This window comes from Streptococcus sp. KHUD_012 (assembly GCF_052588255.1).
This window is the reverse complement of record NZ_CP159355.1, coordinates 1,191,000-1,203,565: the sequence shown is the minus strand read 5'-3', so window position 1 is coordinate 1,203,565 and position 12,566 is coordinate 1,191,000. Positions and strand designations below refer to the sequence as shown.

The window sequence follows — 12,566 nt, the reverse complement described above, 5'->3', positions numbered from 1 at the left end:
CCTCCTTATTCATCTAATTCACTCAGGTATTCATAGCGATCGTACTTCTCAAGCAATCGCTCATTTTCCTGCTCCAATTCCTTTTGAAGGGCTGACAATTTGCCAAAGTCAGAGCCGTTTTCATTCATCTCCACTTCAATCTCTGCAATCCGATTTTCAATGGCTTCGATATCTGCTTCAATGCTCGCCCACTCCTGCTTCTCCTTGTAGCTCATGCGCTTCTTCTCTTCTTTTGGCTTAACAGGTTTTTCTTTTTCAACCTTCTGACTAGCCGTTACCTGGGCTGCTTCAAAGGCTTTTTCATCTAAATAATCCGTATAATTGCCAAAGAACTCCCGAATGCTCCCATTTTCGAAAGCCAGGATCTTGCTTGCCACCTTGTCCAAGAAATAGCGGTCGTGGCTAACGGTAATAACGGGACCTCCAAAGTTTTGAAGGAAGTTTTCCAAAACTGTCAAGGTGGCGATATCCAAGTCATTGGTCGGCTCATCGAGGAGAAGCACATTGGGTTTTTCAATCAAGAGTTTTAAGAGAAAGAGCCGCTTCTTCTCCCCACCGGAGAGTTTTTCAATCAGGGTTCCGTGCATGAAACGTGGGAAGAGAAATTGCTCTAAGAGATCTGCAATTGATGTCGTTCCAACGGTCGTCTTTACTTCCTCAGCAACTTCCTGGAGGAAATTAATCACGCGCTTGCTCTCATCCAGCCCATCAATCTGTTGAGAGAAATAAGCCACCCGCACAGTTTCCCCGATAATGACTTGCCCAGACTGAGGCTGTAGTCGCTCAGCGATCAGATTGAGCAGGGTGGACTTGCCGACGCCATTATCCCCAACGATCCCGATGCGGTCCTTGTTTTGCACCAAGAGGTTAAAGTCCTGTAAAATCGGCTTGTTTTCAAAAGCAAAACTCACATCTTTAAACTCGATGACTTTCTTTCCGATTCGGCTGGTCTCAAAGTTCATCTCCAAATCCGTCTGGTTGCTTTGACCAGACAAGTCTTGCTTGAGATCATGGAATCGATTGATCCGCGCCTGTTGCTTGGTCGCACGCGCCTGAGGTTGACGCCGCATCCAGGTCAACTCCTGCTTATAGAGTTGCTGCTTCTTATGAAGAAGGGCCGCATCACGCTCGTCTTGCTCAGCCTTTAAGCGGACATAATCCTGGTAGTTGCCCTGATACTCGATCAAGCTAGCTCGATCCAACTCAAAGATCCGTGTTGAGATATTATCCAAGAAATAGCGATCGTGGGTAATGAAGAGCACGGTTTTCTTAGAGTTCTTCAAGAAATTGGTCAACCATTCAATGGTATCAATATCTAGGTGGTTGGTCGGCTCATCTAACAAGAGCAGGTCGTGGTGAGAAAGCAATACCTGGGCCAGCTGTACACGTCGACGCAAGCCTCCAGATAGATCCCCAACTTTTGCATTCAAGTCTTCAATTCCAAGTTTTGAAAGGACTGTCTTGACCTGACTCTCGATTTCCCAAGCATTGAGTGAATCCATCTCCGCCATCACCTTTTCCAGACGTGCTTGGTTCTCTTCTCGGTAATCCGCCATCAAGAATTCATAGTCGCGAATCAGTTGCATTTCGCGCAAATCGCTAGATAACACCGTATCCAAAACAGTCTTTTGATCATCAAAGTCTGGCTCCTGCGTCAAGTAACCAATCGTATAATCACTCTTAGCAGAAAAAGGACTCACATCTCCATCAAATCCAGAGCGACCAGACAACACATCTAACAGAGTGGTTTTTCCAGTCCCATTGACCCCGATCAATCCGATCCGATCCAAGTCGTGAATAATAAAGGAAATCTCACGAAAGACGGTCTTATCTCCGACAGATTTGGTTAATTTATCGACAATAAAATCGCTCATTTTTCCTCCTCTTTTGCTTGCTGGATATAGGCGATGATGGCCTCTTTTTCATTGGCCAGTTCCCCATCGACAATGGCATATTCAATTTTTGTCAACATCTCTCCCAAGGCTGGACCTGGTTGAAAGCCGTAGTCTTTGATCAGCATACTGCCATTGACCACCACTTCATGCTTATCATGAATGGTCAAGCTATCATAGACACGCTCAATGGCCAAATAATCCACACTCAAGGCATAGGCTTCCCGGAGCTCTTCAGCCACTAGCAACAAACGCTTCTCATACTTGTAGCAGGCACGCTTGTCTAGACTTCCATTTTCTCGGAGCTTAAGAATCTCCACGATCTGCTCCACCGTCTTGGCGAATTCTCTAGAGGTCTTCCATTTCTTAAAGAATTTTTGAATATCTTGAATCTCTAATGCTAAGACCAAAGCAGCCCAGGCTTGCTCAGAGGTTGAAAAGGTATACTCCAACTCTATGTCAAACAAACGCTCGATCGCTTCTTTACGATCCTTCATCTCTGGCAGATAGTGATAGGCTCCACTTGCCAGCATAGCCTCCAAGCCCTGTCTCCAGAATGGAGAAAGCAAGAGTTTATCAAATTCGATGAAGGTGCGCTCTACTGAAATCTTCTCAAGTAAGGGAGCACACTCCTTCATAGCGTCAAAGGTTGCCTCTTCTAATTCAAAGCCAAGACTGGCTTGAAAACGAAATCCTCGCATGATCCGGAGTGCATCTTCGTTAAACCGTTCATGAGGAAGCCCAACGGCCCGAAGGACCTTGTTTTCCAAATCTTCTAGTCCATGAAAGAGGTCAACAATTTCTCCTTTTTCATTTAAGGCAAAGGCATTAACCGTAAAATCACGACGCTTGAGGTCTTCTTCTAGCGAGCGTACAAAAGACACGGAGCTTGGACGGCGATAATCGACATAGACATCCTCTGTCCGGAAGGTCGTAATTTCATATTCTTGACCATTTTCAAGGACCAAGACGGTCCCGTGTTCGATACCGACATCTACTGTCCGATCAAAAATCGCCTTGGTCTCTTCTGGGTATGAGGAGGATGCGATATCGACATCGTGAATCGGACGATCCAAGAGGGCATCACGGACAGATCCCCCTACAAAATAGGCCTCAAAACCAGCTGCTTTAATCTTCTCTAATATTGGTAAAGCCTCCTGAAACTCAGAAGGCATCTTTTCTAATCTCATAGTAAGTGTTCCAAACCATAGACAAGCTCATGACGCTTGACAACTTCTTTAATCCCTAGATTTACTCCTGTCATGAAGGAAACACGATCATAGGAATCATGACGGAGAGTCAACCCTTCGCCTTGGCTGCCAAAAATCACCTCTTGGTGAGCGACTAGGCCAGGTAATCGAACCGAATGGATGCGCATCCCTTCAAACTCTGCCCCTCTTGCACCAGGCATCAACTCTTCTTCATCTGCTGCACCTTGCTGGATCTTCTCGCGCTTCTCAGAGATCAACTCAGCGGTCTTAATTGCTGTTCCACTCGGTGCATCTTTTTTCTTATCGTGGTGCAATTCGATAATTTCCACATTCGGGAAATACTTGGCTGCTTGCGCTGCAAATTGCATCAAAAGCACGGCTCCGATGGCAAAGTTCGGCGCGATCAAGCCACCCAAGCCCTTTTCACGTGAAAGTTCTGTCAATTCTTGGATCTGCTCAGGAGTGAATCCAGTCGTTCCCACAACAGGCGCAAAGCCATTTTCAATTGCAAAGCGAGTATTCTCGTAAGCGACCTTGGGCATAGTAAAGTCGACCCAAACATCTACCTCTAGACCCACAACATCTTCTTTGTGGTTAAAGACAGGGACTCCTGCAACTTCTGTCTCATCAGTAAATGGATCGATCAAGCCGGCTAATTCTAGCTCAGGATCTTCAGAAACCATCTTATAGGCTGCTTGTCCCATTCTTCCCTTGAAACCTGCGATAATGACTTTAATGGACATAGAATTCTCCTTAAACGATAGGGATATACCCAACTGCTAAGCTATGGTCACCTAAGTGCGTCCCGATAACCCCTCCAAAGGTAGCAAAAGGAATATCTCCTTCTACTCCTTCTTCGATGAGCAGTTGGCGAAGTGCTTCTGCTTTTTCAGGGACATTGGCATGGATGACAAAGACTTGGTAATGACCATCTGCGATATCTGATACAACAATCTCTACCAAGCGTTTCATGGCTTTCTTTTCCGTCCGGACTTTCTCAAAGACCTCAATCACGCCTTCATCATTAAAATGAAGAATAGGCTTGATGCTCAAGAGGTTCCCAAGAATAGCAGCCCCATTAGACAGACGGCCACCTTTAACCAAGTGGTTCAAATCATCCACCATGATATAGGCAGAGGTTCCATCAATCTGGTGTTGGACATTGGCAACAATTTCATCAAAGGAACGGCCTTCACCAGCCCATTTCAAGCAGTCTTCTGTCATCATTCCTAGAGGAGCACTGGTGATTTTTGAATCCGGAAATTCGACGGTCAAGCCTTCAAATTCGTCCTTCAAATATTGGATATTTTGGTAGAAACCAGAAATACCTGATGACAAGAAAAGACCGATAGCATGCGTATAGCCCTTAGCTGTCAAACCAGATAAGACTTCTTCTAACTCTGCCACACTCGGCTGGCTAGTCTTTGGCAATTCCTTAGACGCAGCCATCTTTTGGTAGAACTCATCGTGTGTCAGGTTCTTCCCTTCAACATAAGACTCCCCATCGATATAGATCGGGATCTCTAAAATAAATAAGTCGTCGTGATGGAGCACGTCTTGCGGTAAATAGGCAGACGAATCCGTGATCACTGCTAATTTCATTGATTAAAACTCCAAATTAATACCCGGTAAATCGAGGGCAATTTCTGTGACTTCATAAGTCAAACGGTTGAGCATATTCAACCAAGGGCGAGCCAATTCTTCCACTTCGTCTTTGCTGAATTCGCTTGGTTCATTGACATAACGACCAAACAAGTGGTTGATTTGAGTGATGGTTCCGCTGATCACAAAACCGTCAAAAACGATCATGTAGCTCAAGATGACAATCAAAGAAGTCGTGTTTTGTTCTTGATCACGATTGATCAATTGAAAGTTTACATCTACTTTTGTTTCAGGGATGCCATTTTCTTTTTCCCACTCAAAATTACGAGCGTCATAGTGGTATTGGCTGACAAATTCTTTTTCACGTTGAATATCCATTTTTATTCTCCTAAAAATATGCGATAGGCTTATTATATCATAATTCAGCTCAAGATACCAACGCCGAATGAGGTGATTTTTTCGCTAGTACAATAAGAAAAGGTTGGGTGACCGACCTGATGATCCAGCAAAAACATGCTTTGTTTGATATGGAACTTGTAGTAAATTTGCATAGAAATAATTGAAGTTTTATAACTTGCTCTTAGTCAAAAAGTTAGCCCTCTAATCTTATACCATTGCTGATCCCCATGCTTTCCATATCAATTTTTCCATTTTTATCTCAATTATAACATTCCAATCTGACGTCTTTAAATGATTAAATCCACCAAAAATACTCACAACTTTTCCTGCCCCTTGGGGTGTACCATTCCCTATGTCTTCCCAACGAGTCTGGTCCCAATCAATCTGAACAGATTCGATCTTTGGGTTTTGAGATTTTACAAACTCTTTTATTTCATTATCATGTTCCTTTAAATAAACCAGTTGCTTCTCTTTAGTACTTAGTTGCTTACTCTGTTGAGGAGCATTTGAAAAGATATTTTGTTTTTGAAGAGACAAAATTGTTGCTCCCACTAGTACAAAAGTGAGGAACGCCAAAATGACTAGTTTTCTTTTTCTCATTATCTAGCCTCCTTGATAAAGAAAAGTTCATCAAATCATAACCAAATCAATATAGATCAGCAATCGATTCACTAGTTGGTGTTTTGTAGGTTTTTAAATTATTATTCGTCAAAATATTCTCCTCCTACACGAAGCGGACCACCACTTCCTATTCCTTCAATAAAATCTTCTTCATTATTTTTTATATCTTTAATGTAAATCAAAACGCTCCAACTTGAATTTTTTATTTGATTAAAACCACCAAATACTCGGATTACGTCACCTCCCCCCTTCGGTGTACCATTTCCTATTTCTTCCCATTGAGTTTCATCCCAAACAATCTGAACTGATTTAACTTTAGGATTTTGAGATTTTACAAACTCTTTTATTTCATTATCATGTTCCTTTAAGTAAGCCAATTGCTTCTCTTTCGCGCTGAGTTGCTTTCTCTGTTGAGGAGCATTGGAAAATATATTTTGTTTTTGACTAGTGATGATCACGCCCCCTGCAATTACTGCAGTGGTGGCTAAAAGAATTGCCAGTTTACCTTTTTTCATGCTTCATCCTCCTTGATAAGGAAAAGTTATAATAATTGTATCGAAATCTATAGAGATAAGCAACTTCATCACTAGTTGGTGTTTTTGCGCAAAAAAAGGTTGGGCAGTCCCAACCTTTTAGTCATGTTTAGTTTTTAGGTTTGCGAAGCAATCCGAACAAGATACCACTTACGACTGCACCGATCAATACGAACAAGATGTAAAGAAGTGGATTTGATGTAAGGGCGATAACGAAGATTCCTCCGTGAGGAGCCATGAGTTTCAAGCCTGCAAGACCAACAAGGGCACCTGTCAATACTGAACCTGCGATGAAGCTTGGGATGGCACGAGCTGGGTCAGCTGCACCAAATGGAATGGCACCTTCTGTGATGAAGGAAAGACCCATGACAATGTTTGTCAAACCAGAATCGCGTTCTTCTTGTGTAAATTTATCTTTAAACAATACAGTTGCTACAAAGACTGCCAATGGAGGAACCATACCAGCTGCCATAACAGCTGCCATAACAATAGAACCACCTGAAGCAACAGATTCAGCAAGTGTACCTGTAGCGAAGACATAAGCAGCTTTGTTAACTGGTCCACCCATATCGACAGCCATCATACCGCCGACGAGAAGTCCAAGAAGGACAGCTGAGCTACCTGACAAGCTTGAAAGGAAGTTGTTAAGACCAGTATTGATAGCAGCCATTGGAATATTGATGAGGAACATCAAGAATCCTGTCAAACCAACACCAAGTAATGGCAAGAGAAGGATAGAGCGGATACCATCGAGTGAACGTGGAAGACCTGCAAGGGCTTTGCGAAGTAAGAGAACAATTCCACCTGCAAGGAAACCACCTACCAAAGCTCCAAGGAAACCTGATGATACGGCTGCTGGTAATTCACCTTTAGCAGCACCGTAGGCGATATTTCCAAATGCTGACCCTGAGCTAGCAATAGATCCAGCGATAAACCCTGCTACAAAACCAGGTTTTTCAGCGATTGAGAATCCAATGTAACCTGCAAGTACAGGAAGCATGAAGCCAAAGGCTACTCCACCAATTGTTTTAAATTGTGCTGCTAATACATGATAAGAACCAAGACTAGACAATTGATCTTGAGGCACACCCATAACTTGGTCAATCAAGAAGGCAAGGGCGATCAAGATACCACCACCGATAACGAATGGAAGCATTTGAGAAACCCCACTCATCAAGTGTTTGTAGAAGGCTCCACCTAAGCTCAATTTTTCTTGGCTAGTGCTAGCTTGTGAAGCATTTTCAGCGTGGAAGACATCTGCTTTGCCATCCAAGATGGTTTGGATCAATTCTTCTGTCTGACGGATACCGGCTGCGACTGGTTTAGAGATCAATTTTTTGCCATCGAAACGAGCGGTTTCAACTGCTTTATCCGCTGCAATGATGACCCCTTCAGCTTTTGCTATTTCTTCAGCTGTCAAGCGGTTGCCGACACCAGATGCACCGTTGGTTTCAACGCGGACTGTAACACCCATTTCTTCACCTTTTTTGATGAGGGCTTCTTCTGCCATGTAAGTGTGGGCGATACCCGTTGTACACGCTGTAACGGCAACGATGAGAGGTTTGTCAGATGAAGCTGCTTCTTTGATCGCTTCTGCTTTTTTCGCTTCTTCAGCTGCAGCTTCTTGCTCTTCTGCATCAAAGGCAGCGATCACTTGATCAGGAGTGCTTGCTTGGCGAAGTTTGTCCGCAAATCCTGGTTTCATCAAGTACTTAGACAATTCAGCTAGGGCTGCCAAGTGAGTGTCGTTTGCTCCTTCTGGAGCTGCGATCATGAAGAACAAGTCTGTTGGTTGGCCATCAAGAGAAGCATAGTCCACACCCTTGTTTGATTTTGCAAACAAGACTGTAGCTTCTTTAACTGCTTCATTTTTGCTGTGGGGCATGGCAATTCCGTCACCCAAACCAGTTGAAGTTTGTGCTTCACGGTTCATGATTCCAGCCTTGAAGGTGTCAAAATCTGTCACCACACCATTGTCAACGAGCGATTGGACCATCTCATTGATCACGCTCTCTTTATCTGTTGCTTGAAGATCAAACAACATCACGTTTTTATTTAAAACGTCTTGAATTTTCATAGTTTTTCTACCTCTACTTTTTCATAAGTTTCTTTTATATAGTCAGCTGTCGCCAAATCATCTGAGAAGGTGGTCGCTGTTCCACAAGCCACGCCCCATTTGAAGGCTTCGATGACATCTCCCGTCGTTGCGAGCTTCCCAGTGAAACCTGCCACCATGGAATCTCCAGCCCCGACAGAGTTCTTCACTTGACCCTTGATTGGTTTTGCGAAGTAAGTGCCGCTTGGACTGACGAGGAGAGCACCATCACCCGCCATGGAAATAATGACGTTTTGTGCTCCTTTGGCCAAGATTTCTTTGGCATAGCGTTCAATTTCTGGCAATTCCGTCAAGGTAACGCCAAAAATATCTCCCAACTCATGGTTGTTTGGTTTGACCAATTGGGGATTGAACTCCAAGGAATCAATCAAGGTTTGTCCTTCAAAGTCACAAACCACTTGCGCACCTGTCGCACGTGTTGCTGCGATCAATTGTTTGTAAATGGCATTTCCAAGTGAAGATGGGGCAGATCCTGCAAAGACTACCACATCATCTGCTGTTAAGCTCGATAAGATGTTGAGCAATTCTTGCAACTGAGCTTCCGTTACTTCTGGACCATTCCCATTGATTTCTGTTTCCTCATCAGCCTTGATCTTGACATTGATCCGTGTATCTTGGTCCACTGTCACAAAGTTGGTGGAAATGTCTTCGCTGGTCAGTACGTCTTCAATGAAGCGTCCGGTGAAACCACCGATAAATCCAGTCGCTGTGTTCTCGATATCGAGACGCTTCAAAACACGACTGACATTGATCCCTTTACCACCGGCGAATTTATCTTCCGAAGCCATCCGATTGACCGCTCCGGTCTCTACATGATCGAGACGGACAATATAGTCAATTGCTGGATTCAGTGTAACTGTATAAATCAAACCTCTATAACCTCCGTTTTTTCTTTTAAAACCTTTAATCGTTGCGGTTCACTTTGATTGGTGATAATCATGGCTCGCTTAATAGGAGCCACTTTGACAAAGGATGTCACCCCAATTTTCGAATCATCCGCTAGGATGTAGGTTTTTTTCGCATTTTCGATAATCGCACGCTTGACAGATCCTTCTTCCAGGTCTGGAGTGCTGTAAAATTCATCATCGATTCCATTCATTCCAAGAAAGGCCTTGTCAAAATTCAACTGACCGATCTGATTGAGCGCGATCCCTCCGATACTAGCATCTGTAGAAGATTTTACCTTCCCACCGATGATGACCGTCGGAACATTTCGCTCGACCAACTTGGTCGCATGGTGAATCGAATTGGTCACCACAGTTACCGTTGGATTGACAATTTCTTGTACCAAGAGTTCATTAGTCGTCCCAGCATCGATAAAGATCACATCATGATCTTTGATCAACTCCGCTGCTTTTACCGCAATTTTTGACTTAACTTGAATGTTTTTGATAGATTTTTCTTTATTGCTTTCTTCCTCTTGAAGAAAATGCAGGCTTTCCGCACCGCCGTGAACCCGGCGGAGTTTGCTTTCAGCTTCTAGCTCATCCAAGTCTCGACGAACGGTTGATTCAGACGTTCCCAGCTCTTGCACAAGGGTTTCTAAGGAAACAAATTTTTCCTTCAGTACCTTCTCGAGGATGAATTGTTTTCGTTCAGACTTAAGCATTTCTCCTCCTTTTGCAATCGATTACAAAGACTATTATACTCCATCTCCAAAAAATGTCAACACTTTTTATCAATTTCTATCATTTTCTTTCAAAAATTCTAAAAGTGTACAAAAAAAGAGCAGGAAAGAACTCATTTTGTTAAAAGAGTCCTTTTCCCACCCTCATCTATCTTCTTTGAAGATTTTAAGCAATAAAGTGTCTAAGTATCTATTCTATCTTCGGTATGTCTTAATCATTTTTTGAAGATTGTTTCTTTTTCTTAAAACCAAACAATCCAGCAAGTAACCCAACGGCAACACCTGTTGTTGCTACTGCATATTTGGAAGAATCTGTACTTGCCACAGCTTGGCTATTTTCTTTTTTGGGTTTGATTTCTTCTACTTTAGCTTCTTGTTTTGGAGCTGGAGTAGCTGTTGGTGCTTGCACTTTCGGACTATTGGTAGTTGTTGGAAGAACTGTTGGTCTATCCGTGAAAGTTGTTGGATTGCTTGAGCGGATATCCATTGGCATATCTGCTGCTTCTAAAATAGCTGGATCCATTCGTGACGCTAGATCTTCATATTGGGAATTCAACAGTTCCACGACACTTTGATAAGATTGAAGAGTTGTGAATTCTGCTTCCAATTTTTCTTTTTTATTTTCCAAATTAGCCACCGCAGCAGATAAAACTGATTGGGCTTTGACCAATAATTCTGGAGCGTTTTTAAAGTCAGAAAGACGTTTTTCAGCAGCAACCAGACGTTCTTGCGCCGCCTTCAAGCCCTCATGCGCTTCTTGAACGACTTGGGCTTTTTCTGCTTCTTCCGCTTTTAAACGATCTAATTTCTCACGCGCAGCTGCCAACAAATCTTTCGCTTTTTGAAGGGCTGCTTCTTTTGGTTGAATAGCTGCTTCAATCCGACCTCGAGATACATCAAGAGTCGCTTTTGCTTTTTCAACTGCATGATCCTTGCTGACAAGAAGAATTTTGTAGTTTTGGATGGTCTTTTGCACATTGGCCATCTCTACTTCCACATTTGAATTAGTATGGCGGGCATCTTCTAATTTGCCTTGCAAGATAATGATTTGGGACTCTTGATTGGCCTTGTCCAGCTTGAGGTTAGCGACTTCATCAGATTTTGCTTTCACATCTGATCTTGTCGTTGTAGCACCAGCTCCCTGACGCAATTGGTAAGCAAGTGCATTGGTTGACACTGCTGAATTGACCGGGCGGTGTAAGAAAGCTGCTTCTGACATGGCATTACTTGGGTCATAAGCGACTGATAAAGCTGTCGCTTTGTTGTCTACCATTTGGAGGTAGTGACCAACCTTAGCAAAGGCCTCAGCCCCAATTTTCATATAAATGTCATTGGCATCGATTTGTGTTTCGTCTGTTGGTAGACCATATTGAGCCGCTACTTCTTGATAAGCCGCTTTTTCATTGTACCAAAAGTCAACCGCACCAGCAGGTGAGAAGCCATAAGCAATGTTTTCGTTTGGCAAATACTTAAACATATGCCAGTTGGCTTTCTTGAAGTATTCCAACTGTACTTGGCTGGCAGGAAGGGAATAAGGATCCAGCTCCAATTCAGGCAAGCCGGCATTGCGACGATAGTTATTAATAGCATCCGCAATTTCAAGAGCTCGAAGATTGGCTTGCAAAGATCCAGACTCTCCAACTGTCAAGCCGTCTTCTTCACGACCACGCTTGTAGAGGGCTAAAGCACTCGCTGCAGCTTCATTGCCATTCTCGGCTAAGTGTTGCAAATAACCTTCATAAGTCGCTTGACTCAACTGAACTGGACTATTGGCCGCTGCTTGTTCTAAGGCTGCCAATTCTGCTTCCTTGGTTGCGATGACCGCTTTCAAATCTGTCAGACGCGTTTGAGCCAGTTGAATATCGTTCTCAATTTGAGCCACTGTATCTGAACCGGTTTGCTGACTCGCTTGCAAGGTTGCAAGGTAATTCTGAGATTCTCGGATACTTTGCTCGACTTGACTTTGCTCCAACAAAGCTTGGTTGAGCACATTCTCATCATTTGAAATCGGTGCTTTAGCTTGGTTCAATTCATTTTGTGCTACATCGACCAAAGATTCCTGAGCAGTAACTTGATTTTCCTGTTGACGAACAGCCTCTATGACTTGGTCATGGGCAGCTTCTGCTTCTCGAACCTTATTTTCTTCGATGGTCACATAGGCTTGAGCTACCTTGACGTCATTTTCTGCATTCTGAACTTGGGCATCCGAAGTTGTTGCGATGAGGTTTTCCGCATCCGTCACTTCTGCTTTCTTTTCTTCCAGTTCTTGTCCAGCAGCCTTGACTTCCGTTTGAGCATCGATCACTTTTTGCTCTTGGTAGTGGACATCTTTCACCACTTGGCCTTTTTGAGCTGTGATTTGCTTCAACTCATCAACTGTAATTGGTTTTTCAACTACTTCCGTGCTGTTGGTTTCTGGATTTTCATTTTGCTTGACCTCTTCGGCATTTGCTTTGTGATGAAACATACCAGATAGGACTGTTGTTGCAGCAATCCCTGTCGTGAAAACCGATTTTCCTAATTTCTTTCCCATTAAACTCACCCCCAAAACTTAACAATTTTCTT

The 12,566-nt window shown here is 43.3% G+C and carries 10 protein-coding genes and 1 pseudogene; all 11 read right to left on the bottom strand.

What is annotated here, in order from left to right; all coding sequences use genetic code 11:
• Positions 1-5: 5 nt before the first annotated feature.
• Entirely contained in the window at positions 6-1,874 is a 1,869-nt protein-coding gene (locus ABVF55_RS05750) for an ABC-F family ATP-binding cassette domain-containing protein (RefSeq protein ID WP_049496222.1), read from the bottom strand.
• Positions 1,871-3,082 (bottom strand): CCA tRNA nucleotidyltransferase, encoded by a 1,212-nt coding sequence (locus ABVF55_RS05745; protein ID WP_445285030.1) that lies wholly within the window; start codon positions 3,080-3,082, stop codon positions 1,871-1,873. Before ABVF55_RS05745 ends, ABVF55_RS05750 begins: the two co-directional genes overlap by 4 nt.
• Positions 3,079-3,846 carry a 4-hydroxy-tetrahydrodipicolinate reductase gene (gene dapB, locus ABVF55_RS05740; protein ID WP_003001734.1) on the bottom strand — a complete coding sequence of 256 codons (768 nt, stop codon included), beginning with the start codon at positions 3,844-3,846 and terminating at the stop codon, positions 3,079-3,081. The genes ABVF55_RS05745 and dapB overlap by 4 nt, the downstream gene beginning before the upstream one ends.
• Before the next feature lie 10 nt (positions 3,847-3,856).
• Entirely contained in the window at positions 3,857-4,705 is an 849-nt protein-coding gene (locus tag ABVF55_RS05735) for a DegV family protein (protein WP_155214231.1), read from the bottom strand.
• Between the two features lie 3 nt (positions 4,706-4,708).
• A complete protein-coding gene (locus tag ABVF55_RS05730; RefSeq protein WP_445285029.1) occupies positions 4,709-5,083 on the bottom strand; it encodes a DUF1149 family protein in 375 nt (124 codons plus the stop codon).
• A 214-nt stretch (positions 5,084-5,297) separates the two neighbouring features.
• A pseudogene (locus ABVF55_RS05725) lies at positions 5,298-5,704 on the bottom strand (hypothetical protein).
• Positions 5,705-5,805: 101 nt separating this feature from the next.
• Positions 5,806-6,240 carry a hypothetical protein gene (locus tag ABVF55_RS05720; protein ID WP_445285028.1) on the bottom strand — a complete coding sequence of 145 codons (435 nt, stop codon included), beginning with the start codon at positions 6,238-6,240 and terminating at the stop codon, positions 5,806-5,808.
• A 127-nt stretch (positions 6,241-6,367) separates the two neighbouring features.
• Positions 6,368-8,335, bottom strand: a complete 1,968-nt coding sequence (locus ABVF55_RS05715) for a PTS fructose transporter subunit IIABC (RefSeq protein WP_445285027.1) — start codon at positions 8,333-8,335, stop codon at positions 6,368-6,370.
• A complete protein-coding gene (pfkB, locus tag ABVF55_RS05710; protein WP_031573073.1) occupies positions 8,332-9,243 on the bottom strand; it encodes a 1-phosphofructokinase in 912 nt (303 codons plus the stop codon). The genes ABVF55_RS05715 and pfkB overlap by 4 nt, the downstream gene beginning before the upstream one ends.
• Complete coding sequence (locus ABVF55_RS05705; protein ID WP_031573070.1) at positions 9,240-9,983, bottom strand: DeoR/GlpR family DNA-binding transcription regulator; 744 nt, start codon at positions 9,981-9,983, stop codon at positions 9,240-9,242. Before ABVF55_RS05705 ends, pfkB begins: the two co-directional genes overlap by 4 nt.
• Before the next feature lie 229 nt (positions 9,984-10,212).
• Entirely contained in the window at positions 10,213-12,534 is a 2,322-nt protein-coding gene (locus tag ABVF55_RS05700) for a CAP domain-containing protein (protein WP_070665361.1), read from the bottom strand.
• Between the last annotated feature and the right edge of the window lie 32 nt (positions 12,535-12,566).

What these genes read in the sequence shown, in the direction of transcription:
- ABVF55_RS05750 (WP_049496222.1), bottom strand. Translation starts at nt 1,874, where the DNA reads ATGAGCGATTTTATTGTCGATAAATTAACCAAATCTGTCGGAGATAAG.
- ABVF55_RS05745 (WP_445285030.1), bottom strand. Translation starts at nt 3,082, where the DNA reads ATGAGATTAGAAAAGATGCCTTCTGAGTTTCAGGAGGCTTTACCAATA.
- dapB (WP_003001734.1), bottom strand. Translation starts at nt 3,846, where the DNA reads ATGTCCATTAAAGTCATTATCGCAGGTTTCAAGGGAAGAATGGGACAA.
- ABVF55_RS05735 (WP_155214231.1), bottom strand. Translation starts at nt 4,705, where the DNA reads ATGAAATTAGCAGTGATCACGGATTCGTCTGCCTATTTACCGCAAGAC.
- ABVF55_RS05730 (WP_445285029.1), bottom strand. Translation starts at nt 5,083, where the DNA reads ATGGATATTCAACGTGAAAAAGAATTTGTCAGCCAATACCACTATGAC.
- ABVF55_RS05720 (WP_445285028.1), bottom strand. Translation starts at nt 6,240, where the DNA reads ATGAAAAAAGGTAAACTGGCAATTCTTTTAGCCACCACTGCAGTAATT.
- ABVF55_RS05715 (WP_445285027.1), bottom strand. Translation starts at nt 8,335, where the DNA reads ATGAAAATTCAAGACGTTTTAAATAAAAACGTGATGTTGTTTGATCTT.
- ABVF55_RS05705 (WP_031573070.1), bottom strand. Translation starts at nt 9,983, where the DNA reads ATGCTTAAGTCTGAACGAAAACAATTCATCCTCGAGAAGGTACTGAAG.
- ABVF55_RS05700 (WP_070665361.1), bottom strand. Translation starts at nt 12,534, where the DNA reads ATGGGAAAGAAATTAGGAAAATCGGTTTTCACGACAGGGATTGCTGCA.